The organism is Pseudomonas sp. S5F11 (assembly GCF_019641515.1).
Taxonomy (GTDB): Bacteria; Pseudomonadota; Gammaproteobacteria; order Pseudomonadales; family Pseudomonadaceae; genus Aquipseudomonas; species Aquipseudomonas rhodesiae.
Window position 1 is genome coordinate 4,261,378 of the sequence record NZ_JAIFJZ010000001.1, and the last position, 18,328, is coordinate 4,279,705.

Genomic DNA, 18,328 nt, shown 5'->3' on the forward strand with positions numbered 1-18,328 from the left:
TTTGGGTCAGATGCGGTACGTGCTTTTGGTCATGACCTTGGCCAGCAGGCTCATGCCGAAGCGTACCGGTGCCGGGAAGCGGAAGCCGCCCGCGTCCAGTGCGCTTTCGGCGTGGTGTTCTTCGTCGACGCGCATCTGTTCAAGAATGGCGCGGGACTTGTCGTCTTCACTGGGCAGTTGTTCCAGATGCTCGTCCAGGTGCTTGCACACCTGATGTTCCGTGGCCGCGACGAAACCGAGGCTGACCTTGTCGCTGACCAGGCCCGCCACGGCGCCAATGCCAAACGATAACCCGTAGAACAGCGGGTTCAGCACGCTCGGGTGGCTGCCCAATTGACGGATGCGCTGTTCGCACCACGCCAGGTGGTCGATTTCTTCCTCTGCCGCATGCTCCATGGCCGCGCGCACTTGCGGCAGCTTGGCGGTCAGGGCCTGGCCCTGATACAGCGCCTGGGCACACACTTCGCCGGTATGGTTGATGCGCATCAAACCGGCGACGTGACGGGTGTCGGCCTCGTTCATCTGCACATCGGGCTGCAGCAGGGCGGGCGATGGGCGGTAAGGTTGGCCGCTGAAGGGCAGCAGCGTGCGCATGGCCGTATCGGCTTGCAGCAACAGACGGTCAATCGGCGAGTAGTGACGTTGGGTAGTCATGCTGACCTCCGGGAAGAATCTCGGCGGCCAGTTTACCGCAAGAGAGAGGGGCGCGTTTGCGCTGCGTCAAGGGCATGGGGTCGCAGCCTTGAGACCTGACCCCGGCTTATCGGGCGATCAGCCCGGCGGCCAGTTCATCTGGCGCTGACCCAGGACGTGCATATGGATGTGATAAACGGTTTGTCCGCCCATCTCATTGCAATTCATGACCACGCGGAAACCTTCTTCGCAACCCAGCTCCAGGGCCAGGCGCTGGGCAGTGAACAGGATATGGCCGGCCAGACCTTTATCGGCCTCGGTGAGGTCGTTCAACGTACGGATAGGCTTTTTCGGAATCACCAGAAAATGCACCGGTGCCTGCGGGGCGATGTCGTGGAAAGCGAGGACTTGATCATCTTCGTAGATGATCTTCGCGGGTATTTCTCTGTTGATGATCTTGGTGAACAGAGTATCCACAGCGGTTTCTCCATGATGAAAAGGCAGGTTGAGTGTACTCAGGCGCTCAGCGGGGGCAATAGGCCTTATTGATTGCGCCGGCGATCTTGCGGGTCAGCCAGCGCGGGCTGAATCGAGGGCTGAATGCCAGCCAGCGGTTGCGTCGCCCGGGAATAATGATGGCTTTGTTCTTTTCCAGCGCGCGTACGGTGTAGAGCGCCACTTCCTCCGGGCTCATCAACTGGTCACTGCGTTCGAGCTTGGCGGCGTCCATGTTTGCCGTGCCGAAAAACGCGGTGCGCGTCGGCCCCGGGCACAGCACCGAGACCTTGATGCCGCAGCTTTTCAGCTCTTCGCGCAGGCCCTCGGAAAAATGCAGCACATACGCCTTGCTGGCGTAATAACTGCTCATCCACGGGCCTGGCTGAAAAGCCGCAATCGAGGCGACGTTGAGAATCTGCCCGCCGCCCTGTAACGCCATGGCATTCCCCAAGGCATGACACATGCGGGTCAGGGCTAGGATGTTGACTTCGATCAGATCCTGCTCGGTCATCCAGTCCTGAGCCAGAAACGGCCCGCTGGTACCGATGCCGGCGCAGTTCACCAGCAGATCGATCTGCCGCTCGCCTTCTTCAAGCTCCAGCAGAAACCCGGATAAACGTAGCGGCTCGCCCAGGTCACAGGCGCGAAACAGCACCTCTACGCCAAAGCGTTGAGTCAATTCGATTGCAATGCTTTCCAACTGATCACGCTGGCGGGCCACCAGAATCAAGCTGCGACCGCGACGGGCCAATGCTTCGGCCAAAGCCAGGCCAATGCCACTGGAGGCACCGGTGATCAGAGCGTAACGGGTCATGCGTTTCTCCATCGCAACGTCCCGTGCCGGTGATTGGGGCATCACCGACACGGGGCGTTTCTTTACTGATCTGGAGAGTCTACAGGGTCGGCCGCTTCGTCAGCACTTTGCGTGTCTTCTTCCTCGACGGTACCGCTCTGGTCGGCGTCCTCGTCGTATGTCATGGAGCTGCTTTCGTAGCTGCTGTCCACGTTGCTTTCGAGTTGATCGAGATAGCCGTTCATCCCAAGGCCGACCACGATGATCAACATCAAAGGGATAAAGGCCAGCCACAGCGAAGCCAGGACTTTGACCGCGGTGGAGTTGCGCGGCGGAGGCGCGCCGTACTGGTTGGCGCCTGTGTTACCCGGCAATACCAGCAGTAGCAACGGGAAAATGCTGTTGACCAGCGGAACGAGGTTAAGCAAATACAACCAGCCGGACCAGCCCAGGTCGTGCAAGCGCTGCACGCCGATCTGCACGCTCACGACGACCAGCGCCACGAACAGTGCGAAACCCAGCAGCGAGCCGAGGATGATGGCGATGGTCGGCGAGGCAGTCGCCACAGCAAAACCCACGGTGCTCAGGATGCCGGCTGCCACAAGCATTGCGACGGTAAGTACCAGCGTCCATGCCAGGTACCGTAGGCGACCGATGCGCCCATTGATGGTGAACACTTTGAGGGTGGCATATTCCGGCAGGTTGTCACCCACGGCAGCCCGTGGCGGCGCGTACGGTGATGCGGCGGGGCTGGAGAAATCGGTGGAGCCGGAATCCGTTTCGTGGGTTTCGGCGAGACTGAAAGCCACCGGCTGCTCGGCTTCGATGCGTGCATCGACCCCGGCGTTTTTCAGCGCGGTCAGGTAGGTTTCGGCGTCTGGCCGGGACAGGTCGCGTTTGAGCGCGACGGTGCGGCCGGTGAAGAGTTTTTCGATGGCCTCTACGTCACTTTTGAACAATTCGGCCAGGTTCAGCTTGGCCGTGGTGCTTTCGACACCCGGGAGCAAGGCTCCATCAAACACAATCTTGAAACGGTTGTCGCTCATGCGGGCATCCTTGTCATTCAAACATTAGGGGAGTGCAGGCCCGTGCCAATTCGCGGGCCTTGCAGGGTTGTTCAGCGTGGCCAGTGTAACTGTGTCGCCTGTGTTTGCGCCTCGCGGTATTCGGCATTCAGGCGGGCAACGAGTTCATCGACGCTGGGTAAATCATCAATCTCACCGACACCTTGGCCGGCGGACCAAACAGTCTTCCAGGCCTTGGCTTCGTCGTTCAACGGTTTGAGCTTGGAGCCAAAGTTGACTTCACCTTTGCCTTGCAACGCATTTAAGTCGAAACCGGCGTTTTCCAGGCTCTGGCGCATAAAGCTTGCAGGCACGCCGGAGACAGCGGGAGTGTGCACGATGTCAGCGGCGCGCGATGTGAGCAGCATCTCTTTATACGCATCCGGAGCGTGGCTTTCGGTGGTGCCGATAAAACGGGTGCCCAGATAGGCCAGGTCTGCGCCCATGATTTGAGCAGCGAGAATCTCATGCCCGTGGTTGAGGCAGCCTGCCAGCAGTACGGTTTTATCGAAGAATTGACGGATCTCGGCGATCAGCGCGAACGGGCTCCAGGTCCCGGCATGACCACCGGCGCCGGCGGCCACGGCGATCAGGCCATCCACGCCGGCTTCGGCGGCTTTTTCGGCGTGCCGCCGGGTAGTGACGTCATGAAACACCAGGCCGCCGTAGCTGTGCACCGCGTCCACCACCTCTTTGACCGCGCCGAGGCTGGTGATGACGATCGGCACTTTGTGCGCGACGCAGATCGCCAAGTCGGCCTCAAGGCGTGGGTTGCTGCCATGCACGATCAGGTTGACGGCATAGGGCGCGGGGCTATCCAACTGCGCCAGACCCGCTTCGATTTCTTCCAGCCAGGCTTTGAAACCGCTGCTTTCACGCTGGTTGAGCGCCGGAAAGCTGCCGACGATCCCGTTGCGGCAACACGCCAGGACCAGCTGTGGGTTGGAAATCAGAAACATCGGCGCAGCCACCACGGGTAGGCGCAGACGTTGTTCGAGCAGAGCGGGCAGCGACATTGGATGTACCCCGATTGATTGACGTTAGAACGGTTTGACCACCACCAAAATTACGACAGCCAGCAATATCAGAACTGGAACTTCATTGAACCAGCGATAAAAGACATGGCTGCGGGTGTTTTCGCCACGGGCAAAACGTTTTACCTGAGCGCCGCACATATGGTGGTAACCGATCAGCAGCACGACCAGGGTCAGCTTGGCGTGAATCCAGCCGCCCGTGCTGAAGATGCCGGGGTTCAGCGCAATCAGCCAGATGCCGAAGACAAGGCTGGCAAGCATCGCCGGATTCATGATACCGCGGTACAGCTTGCGCTCCATGATGCTGAAGCGTTCCTTGCTGATGGTGTCCTCGCTTTGAGCGTGGTAGACGAACAGGCGTGGCAGGTAGAACAGCGCTGCAAACCAGCAGACGATGCTGACGATGTGGAAGGCTTTGACCCATAGATAGAGCATTTTTAGTTATTCCCAGGTTCACGGTAGCGAGGATAGTAGTGGCAGATGCGTCCATACGTCACGTTGGCGGTTGTCGCAGATCGATGCGGCCCCTATTATCGACGGCTTTCCAGTGGGTTCGTTGAGGGCAGGTTTATGGTCAAGGTCGGTATCGTCGGCGGCACGGGTTACACCGGTGTCGAATTGCTGCGTCTGTTGGCTCAGCATCCGCAAGCTGAGGTGGTGGTCATCACCTCCCGATCCGAGGCGGGCCTGGCTGTGGCGGATATGTACCCGAACCTGCGCGGCCATTACGACGGCCTGGCGTTCAGCGTCCCGGACACCCAAACCTTGGGCGCCTGCGATGTGGTTTTTTTCGCCACCCCCCACGGCGTCGCCCATGCACTGGCCGGCGAGTTGCTGGCTGCCGGAACCAAGGTCATCGATCTGTCGGCGGACTTCCGTCTGCAGGACGCCGACGAATGGGCCAAGTGGTACGGTCAGCCTCACGGCGCACCGCAGTTGTTGGAAGAGGCGGTATACGGTCTGCCGGAAGTCAATCGTGAGCAGATCAAGCAGGCGCGTCTGATCGCCGTGCCGGGTTGCTATCCAACCGCAACTCAGTTGGGGTTCCTGCCGTTGCTCGAAGCCGGCCTAGCGGATGCGTCGCGCCTGATCGCTGATTGCAAATCAGGTGTCAGTGGCGCGGGGCGCGGCGCCGCGGTGGGTTCTTTGTACTCCGAAACGTCGGAAAGCATGAAGGCCTACGCGGTAAAAGGGCATCGTCACTTGCCGGAAATCCGTCAGGGTCTGCGTCGTGCCGCCGGTAAGGACGTGGGGCTGACCTTCGTGCCGCACTTGACCCCCATGATCCGTGGTATCCACTCCACGCTCTACGCGACCGTGACCGATCGTTCGGTAGACCTGCAGGCACTGTTTGAAAAACGCTATGCCAATGAGCCGTTCGTCGACGTAATGCCAGCCGGCAGCCATCCGGAAACCCGCAGCGTACGTGGTGCCAATGTGTGTCGGATCGCCGTGCATCGTCCGCAGTACGGTGACTTGGTCGTGGTGCTGTCGGTGATTGATAACTTGGTCAAAGGCGCGTCAGGCCAGGCAGTACAGAACATGAACATCTTGTTTGGCCTAGATGAGAAGCTGGGCTTGTCCCATGCGGGCATGTTGCCGTAAGGACGTCTGTTGCTTTGCAAAAGGCCCGTTGATCGGGCCTTTTGTGTTTTAAAGCCCTGCCGGGCAGATTGATATACCGTAACAATAGTTGACCGCTTTTCTAGGAGAAGCGGATAATGCCCGCCATTACGCATATGGCGGCGCGACGCCGGGAGATTATCAGCATGAGCGTTGAATCCTTCACCCCCACGGCTTTGCAATTCACCCACGGTGCTGCGCACAAGGTGAAGAGCCTGGTCGATGAAGAGGGTAATGATCGCTTGAAGCTGCGCGTATTCGTTACGGGCGGCGGTTGTTCAGGGTTTCAATATGGTTTTACCTTCGATGAAGAAGTGGCCGATGACGACACCATCGTTGAGCGCGAGGGTGTAAGCCTGGTCGTCGATCCGATGAGCTTCCAGTACCTGGCTGGCGCTGAGGTGGACTATCAGGAAGGTCTGGAAGGGTCGCGTTTTGTGATCAAAAACCCTAATGCCACCACCACCTGTGGTTGCGGGTCTTCGTTCTCGATCTAATCGATAGCGCATACAAAAACGCCGCTTGGCTTTGATCGGCCAAGCGGCGTTTTGCTGTCTGGGGTTCAGGCGGGATAGATCGCGCCGAGTATTCTCAGCCCGCGCGCGCCGGTGACGCTTGGGCGGTTAGCGGGGATATCTTCCAGGCAGCAGTGTGCCAGCCACGCAAATGCCATGGCTTCTACCCAATCCGGGTCAACGCCGTATGGAGCGGTTGTGCTGACGTGAGTGGAGGGCAGTAGATCGGCCAGGCGGTTCATCAGTGTGGTGTTATGGGCGCCACCGCCACAGACCAGTAGGGTTTCAGTGTGGCTTTGTGCTGCTCGCAGAGACTCGACGATGGTCAGCGACGTCAATTCCAGCAAGGTTGCCTGGACATCTTGGGGAGCGAACGTCGGTAGGCGGGCAAGGTGTTGTTGCAGCCAATCCAGATTGAATACTTCACGGCCGGTGCTTTTCGGACCCTTGGTCAAGAAGAATGGATCGCTGAGCAGTGTGCTGAGCAACTGCTGCTGAACGTTCCCGCTGGCGGCCCACTGACCATCACGGTCAAAGTGTTCGCCCCGTTGCCAATGAATCCACGCATCCAGCAGTACGTTGCCTGGTCCGCAGTCGAAGCCCGCGACGGGCTTGTCGGTCTCGATCAGGCTGAGGTTGCTGAACCCGCCCACATTCAACACCGCGCGATTGCCAGTGCGCTCGCCAAACAGTGCCTCATGGAAGGCCGGTACCAGCGGCGCGCCTTGGCCACCCGCTGCCACATCGCGGCTGCGGAAGTCGCTGACGACGGTGATTCCGGTCAATTCAGTGAGCAGTGCTGGGTTGCCGATCTGGACCGTAAAGCCGCGGGAAGGCTCGTGGCGAATTGTCTGGCCGTGGCTGCCGATCGCGCGAATGTCCGTCGGTTTGAGCGCCTGCTGCTCCAGCAAGGCATGAATGCCTTGGGCAGCGAGCGCTACCCAGTGTTGTTGGGCGATGGCCGAGCGGGCAATTTCGTCCGGCCCGCTGGCGCACAGACTCAATAATTCAGTGCGCAGCGTATCTGGCATGGGGATGTAGTGAGTGGCGATCAACTTGATCGCCGAGTCTTGTTCGATCAGCGCGATGTCCAGGCCATCCAGGCTGGTTCCGGACATCACTCCAATATAGCGCGGCATCGCTTAGCGCTTCGCCGATGCCAGCAAGGTAGAGCGCTCCTGATCCATACGCGCCATCAGCGGTTGGCTCTGTTGCATGAAGCGTGCGCGCTCGGCCTTGGCGATGGGGTCGGCCATCGGCAGCTTCTGGCCCAGTGGGTCGACGTGTACGCCGTTGACCTGGAATTCATAATGCAAGTGCGGACCAGTGGATAGGCCGGTGGTGCCGATATAGCCGATCACCTGGCCTTGCTTCACGGTGCCGCCAGTCGTCACGCCTTTGGCGAACCCTTGCATGTGGCCATATAGCGTGCGGTAAGTGTTGCCGTGCTGGATGATCACGGTGTTGCCATAACCGCCTCGACGGCCGGCCAGCAAGACCTTGCCATCGCCGGCAGCCTTGATCGGCGTGCCGCGCGGGGCAGCATAGTCGACACCTTTGTGGGCGCGGATCTTGTTCAGGATCGGATGTTTACGACCCATGGAGAAGCGCGAGCTGATGCGCGCGAAGTCTACCGGGGTACGGATGAAGGCCTTGCGCATGCTGTTGCCGTCAGCGGTGTAGTAGCTGGTGTTGCCTTGTTTGTTGGTGTAGCGCACAGCGGTGTAGGTTTTGCCGCGATTGGTGAAGCGCGCGGAAAGAATGTTGCCGGTGCCGACCACTTTGCCGTTGGCGACTTTCTGCTCGTAGATCACGTCGAATTCATCACCCTGGCGGATGTCCTGGGCAAAGTCGATGTCGTAGCCAAACACGTTGGCCATATCCATGGTCATGTTGTGTGACAAGCCGGCGCGGGCGGCGGATTGCGAAAGCGAGCTGTTGATCACCCCGTGAACATAGGCGGAGCGCATCACTGGCTTGGTGGTGATGCGATTGAAGGCATAGCCTTTGGCGCCCTTGGTCAGCGTAATGCTTTCCAGGTCGCTGAGATTGGTGTGCAGGTTGCTCAGTTGGCCATCTGGGGTCAGTTCGAATTCAAGCTTCTGGCCACGTTTGAGCTGGGTGAATTGCTTGGCTTGCTTATCGCTGGCAAGCACTTCGGTTACGGATGCGGCCGGGAGGCCAACCTTTTCGAACAAGGTAGACAGCGTGTCACCTTTAGACACGATCACTTCGCGGTGTTGCGGGTTTTTCGCAGGGGTTGCAGCCGGCGTGGGCTGGCTCTGAGCGGCTTGCTGAGTGTCCTCGGGAGAGCTTTCTATCTGAGCGAAGGGTGATTCGACGGGAGCATTTGTGGCTTGTTGAACGTCAGAAGCGTCTTGATCTTGTGTCAGTTGTTCAGCCGGAGTCTCCAAGTCAAGGCTCAGAGACGTCCGTTTGGCTTCCACGTCACTGGAAGGGAATACCAGGAGTGCCAGGCTGAGAAGAGCGGCGATACCACTTGCGGCGAGCAGGTGGGTCTTCGGGTAAAGCGGCGGCGCTTTAGACGGTTCAGTGGTCATAAGTAATTTTGACTTTGAAAAGATGAAATGGAAAAGATGAATGACATGATGAAGATGAAATAACTGTATAAAATATAACCAAATCATCTGTGGCGCAAGCTCGCGAACGCTGGGCTTGCTGAACGGTGTCCGTTCGCAGGGCAAAACTTGTAATTAGTCCCTGATCTTGTATGGTTGGTTCCCTTTTGAATCTGAGCCTTGCGGGTCTGTTATGAAGTCGGTTGAAGAGCAGCTAGCGCTGATAAAACGTGGTGCGGAAGAACTGTTGGTCGAAGCTGAGCTGATTGAAAAGCTCAAGCGCGGCCAGCCCCTGCGTATCAAGGCCGGCTTTGATCCGACGGCGCCTGATCTGCACCTAGGGCACACCGTGCTTATTAATAAGCTACGTCAGTTCCAAGAGCTGGGGCACCAGGTGATCTTCCTTATAGGTGATTTTACCGGGATGATTGGTGATCCCAGTGGCAAGAGCGCGACGCGCCCTCCGTTGACGCGCGAGCAGGTTCTCGACAATGCCGAGACCTACAAAACCCAAGTGTTCAAGATTCTCGACCCAGCCAAGACCGAAGTGGCCTTCAACTCCACTTGGATGGATCAGATGGGGCCGGCAGACTTTATCCGTCTGACCTCCCAGTACACCGTGGCACGCATGCTGGAGCGCGATGATTTCGACAAGCGCTACTCCACCAATCAGCCGATCGCGATCCACGAGTTCCTCTATCCGCTGGTTCAGGGGTACGACTCGGTAGCGTTGCGCGCGGACGTTGAGCTGGGTGGTACGGATCAGAAGTTCAATCTCCTGATGGGGCGCGAGCTGCAGCGCGCTTATGGGCAGGAGGCTCAGTGCATTCTGACCATGCCTCTATTGGAGGGATTGGATGGTGTTAAGAAGATGTCCAAGTCCTTGGGCAATTACGTGGGCATCCAGGAAGCACCGGGTGTGATGTACGGAAAGCTTGTGTCGATTCCTGATGCGTTGATGTGGCGCTACTTCGAACTGTTGAGCTTCCGCTCGATGGATGAGATTAATGCACTGCGTGCTGAGGTTGAAGCAGGGGCCAACCCTCGTGACGTGAAAATCAAGCTGGCCGAAGAGATCGTTGCGCGCTTTCATGGTGAGGAGGCTGCTGCCAGTGCTCATCGTGCTGCGGGCAATCGTATGAAGGAGGGCGAGTTGCCTGACGACCTGCCGGAGGTCGAGCTGGCTGCGACTGAGGCAATGCCAATCGCGGCTGTCCTTAATAAGGCAGGCTTGGTGAAGAACTCGGCGGTTGCGCGTGATCTTTTGGGGTCGGGTGGTGTGCGAGTTGATGGTGAGGTTGTGGATCGCTCCTTTATATATCAGCTGGGTGCGACCCATGTTTGCCAGGCTGGCAAGAAGGCATTTGCGCGTATTACGCTCAAATCGGACTAATCCTGAAATTAAGTGTTGACGGCGAATTATATCTGTCTATAATTCGCCCCACTTCCGGCGCAGTCGAAACGGAAAACTCCTTGGTAAACAAAGAGTTACGCAAGATTCGACAGCGGATCGCTTCAGTTCATCGAAGCCCAGAAGGAGTTGGTAGAGCGGTGTTGTTTGGCTCTATTAACGTTTCGATCTTCTCGGTCGAAAGCGGAGAAAAAGAGGTGTTGACAGCAGCGTGTAACGCTGTAGAATTCGCCTCCCGCTAACGAGAGATCGGAAGCGCAAGTGGTTGAAGTTGTTGAAGAAATCTTCGAAAGCTTCTGAAAATAATCACTTGACAGCAAATGAGGCTGCTGTAGAATGCGCGCCTCGGTTGAGACGAAAGATCTTAACCAACCGCTCTTTAACAACTGAATCAAGCAATTCGTGTGGGTGCTTGTGGAGTCAGACTGATAGTCAACAAGATTATCAGCATCACAAGTTACTCCGCGAGAAATCAAAGATGTAACCAACGATTGCTGAGCCAAGTTTAGGGTTTATTAAAAACCCAAAGATGTTTGAACTGAAGAGTTTGATCATGGCTCAGATTGAACGCTGGCGGCAGGCCTAACACATGCAAGTCGAGCGGTAGAGAGAAGCTTGCTTCTCTTGAGAGCGGCGGACGGGTGAGTAATGCCTAGGAATCTGCCTGGTAGTGGGGGATAACGTTCGGAAACGGACGCTAATACCGCATACGTCCTACGGGAGAAAGCAGGGGACCTTCGGGCCTTGCGCTATCAGATGAGCCTAGGTCGGATTAGCTAGTTGGTGGGGTAATGGCTCACCAAGGCGACGATCCGTAACTGGTCTGAGAGGATGATCAGTCACACTGGAACTGAGACACGGTCCAGACTCCTACGGGAGGCAGCAGTGGGGAATATTGGACAATGGGCGAAAGCCTGATCCAGCCATGCCGCGTGTGTGAAGAAGGTCTTCGGATTGTAAAGCACTTTAAGTTGGGAGGAAGGGCCGTTACCTAATACGTGATGGTTTTGACGTTACCGACAGAATAAGCACCGGCTAACTCTGTGCCAGCAGCCGCGGTAATACAGAGGGTGCAAGCGTTAATCGGAATTACTGGGCGTAAAGCGCGCGTAGGTGGTTTGTTAAGTTGGATGTGAAATCCCCGGGCTCAACCTGGGAACTGCATTCAAAACTGACTGACTAGAGTATGGTAGAGGGTGGTGGAATTTCCTGTGTAGCGGTGAAATGCGTAGATATAGGAAGGAACACCAGTGGCGAAGGCGACCACCTGGACTGATACTGACACTGAGGTGCGAAAGCGTGGGGAGCAAACAGGATTAGATACCCTGGTAGTCCACGCCGTAAACGATGTCAACTAGCCGTTGGGAGCCTTGAGCTCTTAGTGGCGCAGCTAACGCATTAAGTTGACCGCCTGGGGAGTACGGCCGCAAGGTTAAAACTCAAATGAATTGACGGGGGCCCGCACAAGCGGTGGAGCATGTGGTTTAATTCGAAGCAACGCGAAGAACCTTACCAGGCCTTGACATCCAATGAACTTTCTAGAGATAGATTGGTGCCTTCGGGAACATTGAGACAGGTGCTGCATGGCTGTCGTCAGCTCGTGTCGTGAGATGTTGGGTTAAGTCCCGTAACGAGCGCAACCCTTGTCCTTAGTTACCAGCACGTAATGGTGGGCACTCTAAGGAGACTGCCGGTGACAAACCGGAGGAAGGTGGGGATGACGTCAAGTCATCATGGCCCTTACGGCCTGGGCTACACACGTGCTACAATGGTCGGTACAGAGGGTTGCCAAGCCGCGAGGTGGAGCTAATCCCATAAAACCGATCGTAGTCCGGATCGCAGTCTGCAACTCGACTGCGTGAAGTCGGAATCGCTAGTAATCGCGAATCAGAATGTCGCGGTGAATACGTTCCCGGGCCTTGTACACACCGCCCGTCACACCATGGGAGTGGGTTGCACCAGAAGTAGCTAGTCTAACCTTCGGGGGACGGTTACCACGGTGTGATTCATGACTGGGGTGAAGTCGTAACAAGGTAGCCGTAGGGGAACCTGCGGCTGGATCACCTCCTTAATCGACGACATCAGCTGCTCCATAAGTTCCCACACGAATTGCTTGATTCATTGAAGAAGACGAAAGAAGCAGCCCGAAATTGGGTCTGTAGCTCAGTTGGTTAGAGCGCACCCCTGATAAGGGTGAGGTCGGCAGTTCGAATCTGCCCAGACCCACCAATTTTGTGTGGGAAACGCCTGTAGAAATACGGGGCCATAGCTCAGCTGGGAGAGCGCCTGCCTTGCACGCAGGAGGTCAGCGGTTCGATCCCGCTTGGCTCCACCACTACTGCTTCTGTTTGTATAAAGCTTAGAAATGAGCATTCCATCGTGTCGATGGTGAATGTTGATTTCTAGTCTTTGACTAGTTCGTTCTTTAAAAATTTGGGTATGTGATAGAAAGATAGACTGAACGTTACTTTCACTGGTAACGGATCAGGCTAAGGTAAAATTTGTGAGTTCTCTTAGTTGAGAAATTCGAATTTTCGGCGAATGTCGTCTTCACAGTATAACCAGATTGCTTGGGGTTATATGGTCAAGTGAAGAAGCGCATACGGTGGATGCCTTGGCAGTCAGAGGCGATGAAAGACGTGGTAGCCTGCGAAAAGCTTCGGGGAGTCGGCAAACAGACTTTGATCCGGAGATGTCTGAATGGGGGAACCCAGCCATCATAAGATGGTTATCTTGTACTGAATACATAGGTGCAAGAGGCGAACCAGGGGAACTGAAACATCTAAGTACCCTGAGGAAAAGAAATCAACCGAGATTCCCTTAGTAGTGGCGAGCGAACGGGGACTAGCCCTTAAGTGGCTTTGAGATTAGCGGAACGCTCTGGAAAGTGCGGCCATAGTGGGTGATAGCCCTGTACGCGAAAATCTCTTAGTCATGAAATCGAGTAGGACGGAGCACGAGAAACTTTGTCTGAATATGGGGGGACCATCCTCCAAGGCTAAATACTACTGACTGACCGATAGTGAACTAGTACCGTGAGGGAAAGGCGAAAAGAACCCCGGAGAGGGGAGTGAAATAGATCCTGAAACCGTATGCGTACAAGCAGTGGGAGCAGACTTTGTTCTGTGACTGCGTACCTTTTGTATAATGGGTCAGCGACTTATTTTCAGTGGCGAGCTTAACCGAATAGGGGAGGCGTAGCGAAAGCGAGTCTTAATAGGGCGTCTAGTCGCTGGGAATAGACCCGAAACCGGGCGATCTATCCATGGGCAGGTTGAAGGTTGGGTAACACTAACTGGAGGACCGAACCGACTACCGTTGAAAAGTTAGCGGATGACCTGTGGATCGGAGTGAAAGGCTAATCAAGCTCGGAGATAGCTGGTTCTCCTCGAAAGCTATTTAGGTAGCGCCTCATGTATCACTGTAGGGGGTAGAGCACTGTTTCGGCTAGGGGGTCATCCCGACTTACCAAACCGATGCAAACTCCGAATACCTACAAGTGCCGAGCATGGGAGACACACGGCGGGTGCTAACGTCCGTCGTGAAAAGGGAAACAACCCAGACCGTCAGCTAAGGTCCCAAAGTTATGGTTAAGTGGGAAACGATGTGGGAAGGCTTAGACAGCTAGGAGGTTGGCTTAGAAGCAGCCACCCTTTAAAGAAAGCGTAATAGCTCACTAGTCGAGTCGGCCTGCGCGGAAGATGTAACGGGGCTCAAACCATACACCGAAGCTACGGGTATCACGTAAGTGATGCGGTAGAGGAGCGTTCTGTAAGCCTGTGAAGGTGAGTTGAGAAGCTTGCTGGAGGTATCAGAAGTGCGAATGCTGACATGAGTAACGACAATGGGTGTGAAAAACACCCACGCCGAAAGACCAAGGTTTCCTGCGCAACGTTAATCGACGCAGGGTTAGTCGGTCCCTAAGGCGAGGCTGAAAAGCGTAGTCGATGGAAAACAGGTTAATATTCCTGTACTTCTGGTTATTGCGATGGAGGGACGGAGAAGGCTAGGCCAGCTTGGCGTTGGTTGTCCAAGTTTAAGGTGGTAGGCTGAGATCTTAGGTAAATCCGGGATCTTAAGGCCGAGAGCTGATGACGAGTGTTCTTTTAGAACACGAAGTGGTTGATGCCATGCTTCCAAGAAAAGCTTCTAAGCTTCAGGTAACCAGGAACCGTACCCCAAACCGACACAGGTGGTTGGGTAGAGAATACCAAGGCGCTTGAGAGAACTCGGGTGAAGGAACTAGGCAAAATGGCACCGTAACTTCGGGAGAAGGTGCGCCGGTGAGGGTGAAGGACTTGCTCCGTAAGCTCATGCCGGTCGAAGATACCAGGCCGCTGCGACTGTTTATTAAAAACACAGCACTCTGCAAACACGAAAGTGGACGTATAGGGTGTGACGCCTGCCCGGTGCCGGAAGGTTAATTGATGGGGTTAGCTAACGCGAAGCTCTTGATCGAAGCCCCGGTAAACGGCGGCCGTAACTATAACGGTCCTAAGGTAGCGAAATTCCTTGTCGGGTAAGTTCCGACCTGCACGAATGGCGTAACGATGGCGGCGCTGTCTCCACCCGAGACTCAGTGAAATTGAAATCGCTGTGAAGATGCAGTGTATCCGCGGCTAGACGGAAAGACCCCGTGAACCTTTACTATAGCTTTGCACTGGACTTTGAATTTGCTTGTGTAGGATAGGTGGGAGGCTTTGAAGCGTGGACGCCAGTCTGCGTGGAGCCATCCTTGAAATACCACCCTGGCAACTTTGAGGTTCTAACTCAGGTCCGTTATCCGGATCGAGGACAGTGTATGGTGGGTAGTTTGACTGGGGCGGTCTCCTCCTAAAGAGTAACGGAGGAGTACGAAGGTGCGCTCAGACCGGTCGGAAATCGGTCGTAGAGTATAAAGGCAAAAGCGCGCTTGACTGCGAGACAGACACGTCGAGCAGGTACGAAAGTAGGTCTTAGTGATCCGGTGGTTCTGTATGGAAGGGCCATCGCTCAACGGATAAAAGGTACTCCGGGGATAACAGGCTGATACCGCCCAAGAGTTCATATCGACGGCGGTGTTTGGCACCTCGATGTCGGCTCATCACATCCTGGGGCTGAAGCCGGTCCCAAGGGTATGGCTGTTCGCCATTTAAAGTGGTACGCGAGCTGGGTTTAGAACGTCGTGAGACAGTTCGGTCCCTATCTGCCGTGGACGTTTGAGATTTGAGAGGGGCTGCTCCTAGTACGAGAGGACCGGAGTGGACGAACCTCTGGTGTTCCGGTTGTCACGCCAGTGGCATTGCCGGGTAGCTATGTTCGGAATAGATAACCGCTGAAAGCATCTAAGCGGGAAACTAGCCTCAAGATGAGATCTCACTGGAACCTTGAGTTCCCTGAAGGGCCGTCGAAGACTACGACGTTGATAGGTTGGGTGTGTAAGCGCTGTGAGGCGTTGAGCTAACCAATACTAATTGCCCGTGAGGCTTGACCATATAACACCCAAGCAATTTGAGTCGAAAGGCCAGATTGCGGTGTGTGAAGACGCAATGAACCGAAAGTTCGATGCTCACAAAACACCGACAGCTGTCACATACCCAATTTGCTGAAGCGAGGCCAAAAGGTCACGAGTCAGTACCCGAATTTCTTGACGACCATAGAGCATTGGAACCACCTGATCCCATCCCGAACTCAGAAGTGAAACGATGCATCGCCGATGGTAGTGTGGGGTTTCCCCATGTGAGAGTAGGTCATCGTCAAGATTAAATTCCGAAACCCCAATTGCGAAAGCAGTTGGGGTTTTGTTTTACGCGGTCGAAAAGCCATGAGCATTTCCCTTGCAGATCGCAGTGCTAAATTTTTCCCTTTCTATGCAATCACCTTGCGCATGGCTATCATGCGTGCCTCATTGTGAGGCGATACTTGCATGTTGACGTTGTTGAAGCTTCTTAAAGATGGTCGATTTCATTCGGGCGAGGATCTCGGCACGGCCCTGGGGGTGAGTCGAAGTGCGGTGTGGAAACAGCTTCAGAATCTAGAGGCGGAGTTGAATCTACCTATACACAAGGTTCGAGGGCGAGGGTATAAGTTGGCGGTGCCGCTGTACCTGCTTGATGCTGAAGACATTGCTAAGCGTGCACCGCTCTTGGCCTGGCCTATCCATATATCAGAATCTATTGACTCAACTAACGCTGAAGCTCTTCGCTTGATTGCGGCTGGCCATTCAGCGCCTTTTTTGGTGCTCGCAGAGCGGCAATCGGCGGGGAGAGGTCGGCGGGGGCGCAAATGGGTGAGTCCGTTCGCACAAAATATCTATTACAGCCTAGTGCTGCGTATCGATGGTGGACTGCGTCAGTTAGAGGGGCTTAGCCTCGCGGTTGGCTTGGCTGTCATGCAGGCTTTGCGTGATTTTGGCGTGGATAGGGCTGGTTTAAAGTGGCCGAACGACGTTCTGGTGGACGGAAAGAAGATTGCCGGCATTTTACTGGAGCTGGTGGGAGATCCCGCGGATATCTGTCATGTAGTCTTGGGTATTGGCATCAATGTCAATATGCAAGACGTGACAGGTGTCGACCAGCAATGGACGTCCGTGCAGTTCGAGGTAGGGGGGGCTGTCAATCGTAATATTTTTATTGCTCAGCTTGGGATGCAGCTACAGCGCTACCTTAAATCCCACCAAGAATTTGGTTTTGTGGCTTTGCAGGAGGAATGGGAGCTGAATCATCTTTGGCAGGGGCGCTCGGTCACTCTCGTTGCGGGTGTCAACCAAATTCACGGGCATGTGCTGGGTATCGATAGTCAAGGGGCCTTGCGCTTGAGCGTGGCTGGCGTCGAAAAAACCTACAGTGGTGGTGAGCTAAGCCTGAGGTTGCGTGATGATTCTTGAGCTGGACTGTGGGAATAGCTTCATCAAATGGCGTGTTCTCGAGCCTATAAGTATATCAACCTACGCTGAGGGGGTGGTCGGATCGGACGCGGCTTTAATTGAAGGTCTGGCTGCGGTTCCTGGTTTGATTCTGACGCGTTGCCGACTAGTAAGTGTCCGTGCCGTAGAGGAGACCGATAAGCTCATCGATTCTCTCAAGCATGTCTTTGGCATTACTGTCTCGGTGGCGGCGTCTGCGCGAGAAATGGCTGGAGTGCAAAATGGTTATGAGGAGTTCGAGCGTCTTGGCCTCGACCGTTGGTTGGCAATGCTGGGGGCATTCAAGTTAGCATCTCGAGCTTGCCTTGTGCTCGACTTCGGCACGGCGGCGACAGCAGATTACATTTCCAAGGGGGGCGAGCACATAGGAGGCTTTATCTGTCCCGGGATGCCGCTGATGCGGAATCAATTACGCACCCATACGCGCAAGATACGTTATGACGATATTGCTGCTGAGCGAGCTCACGAAAGCCTCTCGCCAGGGCGTACAACCGCGGAGGCTGTGGAGCGTGGTTGTACATTGATGTTGAGAGGATTCGTGTCGACGCAGCTGGAGCTAGCTCGCAGCTACTGGGGAGACGAATTCACTGTGTTTCTCACGGGGGGCGATGCAGAGTTAGTTGCTGACGCTGTCCCTGGCGCTCGGCTTGTCCCAGACTTGGTTTTCGTTGGTTTGGCGATGGCGTGTCCCTTGCCTTAAGGTGTCCTGTCTATGCGTTGGCTTTTTCTGCTTCTGCTTGTTCTGAATGTCTTCTATTACATCTGGCATCAGCAAGAGGCGCCGTTGCGCGCCAAGGATGTTACGCCTCTTAATCTATATCGTGGCTCAGCCCAGGATATTCGATTGCTCAGCGAGTCCTCTGACGCGGCCGTTCGCCGGAATCCGGCCAGGGAGCCTGAGGCGCAGGATGCCTGTTTGTATATCGGTGGATTTGCTGATCAGCGCCAAGCACTGGCGTTGGAGCAGCGCCTCACTAGTTTAGATATAAAGGTCCGGGTACAGTCGTTGAAGGGGGCGGATGCCTCCCGCTACTGGCTAAGAATTGCCCCTGAAAGCCGGCGCCTGGCTGATGATCTGCCATTTGAAAACCTTGCTAGGGAATTCAATGAGTTAAAACATAAAATAATGTTGTGCGAAGGCGTTGCAACTGCCCAATAGTTTGAATAGAATGGCGCCCGCTTCGCAGTGAAGACTTTTAAGGTTTGCGGTGTGAAGCGGAGGTCGACGCTGCTAACCTCATATTTTTAAATGAGAAAGTTGTTGACAGAAGGCT

Annotated in this window: 14 protein-coding genes, 2 tRNA genes and 3 rRNA genes; 11 read left to right on the forward strand and 8 right to left on the reverse strand. The window is 55.4% G+C overall.

Annotated features, from left to right (window positions below; all coding sequences use genetic code 11):
- Positions 1–6: 6 nt before the first annotated feature.
- The 6 genes from coq7 to hemJ all read right to left on the reverse strand — a co-directional run bounded on the left by coq7 (position 7) and on the right by hemJ (position 4,457).
- A complete protein-coding gene (gene coq7 / locus K1567_RS19180) occupies positions 7–654 on the reverse strand; it encodes a 2-polyprenyl-3-methyl-6-methoxy-1,4-benzoquinone monooxygenase (RefSeq protein WP_083377941.1) in 648 nt (215 codons plus the stop codon).
- A gap of 117 nt (positions 655–771) precedes the next feature.
- The gene (locus tag K1567_RS19185; RefSeq protein WP_034101037.1) at positions 772–1,110 is read right to left on the reverse strand and encodes a histidine triad nucleotide-binding protein; all 339 of its coding nucleotides are present in this window, start codon (positions 1,108–1,110) and stop codon (positions 772–774) included.
- A 46-nt stretch (positions 1,111–1,156) separates the two neighbouring features.
- Complete coding sequence (locus K1567_RS19190; RefSeq protein WP_034101036.1) at positions 1,157–1,945, reverse strand: SDR family oxidoreductase; 789 nt, start codon at positions 1,943–1,945, stop codon at positions 1,157–1,159.
- 62 nt (positions 1,946–2,007) lie between these two features.
- Positions 2,008–2,970, reverse strand: a complete 963-nt coding sequence (locus K1567_RS19195) for a DUF805 domain-containing protein (RefSeq protein ID WP_034101035.1) — start codon at positions 2,968–2,970, stop codon at positions 2,008–2,010.
- Between the two features lie 71 nt (positions 2,971–3,041).
- Positions 3,042–4,004, reverse strand: coding sequence for a nitronate monooxygenase family protein (locus K1567_RS19200; protein ID WP_034101034.1), 963 nt, complete (start codon positions 4,002–4,004; stop codon positions 3,042–3,044).
- Positions 4,005–4,028: 24 nt separating this feature from the next.
- The gene (gene hemJ / locus K1567_RS19205) at positions 4,029–4,457 is read right to left on the reverse strand and encodes a protoporphyrinogen oxidase HemJ (protein WP_034101032.1); all 429 of its coding nucleotides are present in this window, start codon (positions 4,455–4,457) and stop codon (positions 4,029–4,031) included.
- A gap of 135 nt (positions 4,458–4,592) precedes the next feature.
- Here hemJ and argC point away from each other — a divergent pair, with 135 nt between their 5' ends.
- Positions 4,593–5,627: an N-acetyl-gamma-glutamyl-phosphate reductase gene (argC, locus tag K1567_RS19210; protein ID WP_169868646.1), complete on the forward strand. Its 1,035-nt coding sequence runs from the start codon at positions 4,593–4,595 to the stop codon at positions 5,625–5,627.
- Positions 5,628–5,791: 164 nt separating this feature from the next.
- On the forward strand, positions 5,792–6,142 hold the full coding sequence (gene erpA, locus K1567_RS19215) for an iron-sulfur cluster insertion protein ErpA (protein WP_007906865.1): 351 nt from the start codon (positions 5,792–5,794) through the stop codon (positions 6,140–6,142).
- Between the two features lie 65 nt (positions 6,143–6,207).
- On the opposite strand, the gene K1567_RS19220 is transcribed toward erpA, so the two are convergent.
- Together K1567_RS19220 and K1567_RS19225 are read right to left on the reverse strand one after the other, a co-directional pair.
- Positions 6,208–7,299: an anhydro-N-acetylmuramic acid kinase gene (locus tag K1567_RS19220; RefSeq protein ID WP_169868645.1), complete on the reverse strand. Its 1,092-nt coding sequence runs from the start codon at positions 7,297–7,299 to the stop codon at positions 6,208–6,210.
- A 3-nt stretch (positions 7,300–7,302) separates the two neighbouring features.
- Positions 7,303–8,721: a peptidoglycan DD-metalloendopeptidase family protein gene (locus K1567_RS19225; RefSeq protein WP_034101027.1), complete on the reverse strand. Its 1,419-nt coding sequence runs from the start codon at positions 8,719–8,721 to the stop codon at positions 7,303–7,305.
- Positions 8,722–8,932: 211 nt separating this feature from the next.
- On the opposite strand from K1567_RS19225, the gene tyrS reads away from it, so the two are divergent.
- From tyrS to K1567_RS19270, 9 genes are all read left to right on the forward strand, one after another.
- Positions 8,933–10,132: a tyrosine--tRNA ligase gene (tyrS, locus tag K1567_RS19230; RefSeq protein WP_169868644.1), complete on the forward strand. Its 1,200-nt coding sequence runs from the start codon at positions 8,933–8,935 to the stop codon at positions 10,130–10,132.
- Positions 10,133–10,685: 553 nt separating this feature from the next.
- Positions 10,686–12,221: ribosomal RNA gene (locus K1567_RS19235) — 16S ribosomal RNA — on the forward strand.
- A gap of 81 nt (positions 12,222–12,302) precedes the next feature.
- Positions 12,303–12,379: transfer RNA gene (locus K1567_RS19240), tRNA-Ile, on the forward strand.
- Positions 12,380–12,409: 30 nt separating this feature from the next.
- Positions 12,410–12,485, forward strand: a tRNA-Ala gene (locus K1567_RS19245).
- 247 nt (positions 12,486–12,732) lie between these two features.
- Positions 12,733–15,624, forward strand: a 23S ribosomal RNA gene (locus K1567_RS19250).
- Positions 15,625–15,775: 151 nt separating this feature from the next.
- Positions 15,776–15,891: ribosomal RNA gene (gene rrf, locus K1567_RS19255) — 5S ribosomal RNA — on the forward strand.
- Together the 16S, 23S and 5S rRNA genes with 2 tRNA genes alongside form the textbook arrangement of a ribosomal RNA operon.
- Positions 15,892–16,055: 164 nt before the next feature.
- Positions 16,056–17,015: a bifunctional biotin--[acetyl-CoA-carboxylase] ligase/biotin operon repressor BirA gene (birA, locus tag K1567_RS19260; RefSeq protein ID WP_169868951.1), complete on the forward strand. Its 960-nt coding sequence runs from the start codon at positions 16,056–16,058 to the stop codon at positions 17,013–17,015.
- Positions 17,005–17,754 (forward strand): pantothenate kinase, encoded by a 750-nt coding sequence (locus K1567_RS19265; protein WP_169868950.1) that lies wholly within the window; start codon positions 17,005–17,007, stop codon positions 17,752–17,754. The genes birA and K1567_RS19265 overlap by 11 nt, the downstream gene beginning before the upstream one ends.
- A gap of 12 nt (positions 17,755–17,766) precedes the next feature.
- Entirely contained in the window at positions 17,767–18,213 is a 447-nt protein-coding gene (locus K1567_RS19270) for a hypothetical protein (RefSeq protein ID WP_034101004.1), read from the forward strand.
- Positions 18,214–18,328 lie beyond the last annotated feature (115 nt).

Bases quoted from the DNA above. Each gene is read 5' to 3' on its own strand.
- argC (WP_169868646.1), top strand. From the start codon at position 4,593: ATGGTCAAGGTCGGTATCGTCGGCGGCACGGGTTACACCGGTGTCGAA.
- erpA (WP_007906865.1), top strand. From the start codon at position 5,792: ATGAGCGTTGAATCCTTCACCCCCACGGCTTTGCAATTCACCCACGGT.
- tyrS (WP_169868644.1), top strand. From the start codon at position 8,933: ATGAAGTCGGTTGAAGAGCAGCTAGCGCTGATAAAACGTGGTGCGGAA.
- K1567_RS19195 (WP_034101035.1), bottom strand. From the start codon at position 2,970: ATGAGCGACAACCGTTTCAAGATTGTGTTTGATGGAGCCTTGCTCCCG.
- K1567_RS19200 (WP_034101034.1), bottom strand. From the start codon at position 4,004: ATGTCGCTGCCCGCTCTGCTCGAACAACGTCTGCGCCTACCCGTGGTG.
- K1567_RS19190 (WP_034101036.1), bottom strand. From the start codon at position 1,945: ATGACCCGTTACGCTCTGATCACCGGTGCCTCCAGTGGCATTGGCCTG.
- K1567_RS19225 (WP_034101027.1), bottom strand. From the start codon at position 8,721: ATGACCACTGAACCGTCTAAAGCGCCGCCGCTTTACCCGAAGACCCAC.
- hemJ (WP_034101032.1), bottom strand. From the start codon at position 4,457: ATGCTCTATCTATGGGTCAAAGCCTTCCACATCGTCAGCATCGTCTGC.
- coq7 (WP_083377941.1), bottom strand. From the start codon at position 654: ATGACTACCCAACGTCACTACTCGCCGATTGACCGTCTGTTGCTGCAA.
- K1567_RS19265 (WP_169868950.1), top strand. From the start codon at position 17,005: ATGATTCTTGAGCTGGACTGTGGGAATAGCTTCATCAAATGGCGTGTT.
- birA (WP_169868951.1), top strand. From the start codon at position 16,056: ATGTTGACGTTGTTGAAGCTTCTTAAAGATGGTCGATTTCATTCGGGC.
- K1567_RS19220 (WP_169868645.1), bottom strand. From the start codon at position 7,299: ATGCCGCGCTATATTGGAGTGATGTCCGGAACCAGCCTGGATGGCCTG.
- K1567_RS19270 (WP_034101004.1), top strand. From the start codon at position 17,767: ATGCGTTGGCTTTTTCTGCTTCTGCTTGTTCTGAATGTCTTCTATTAC.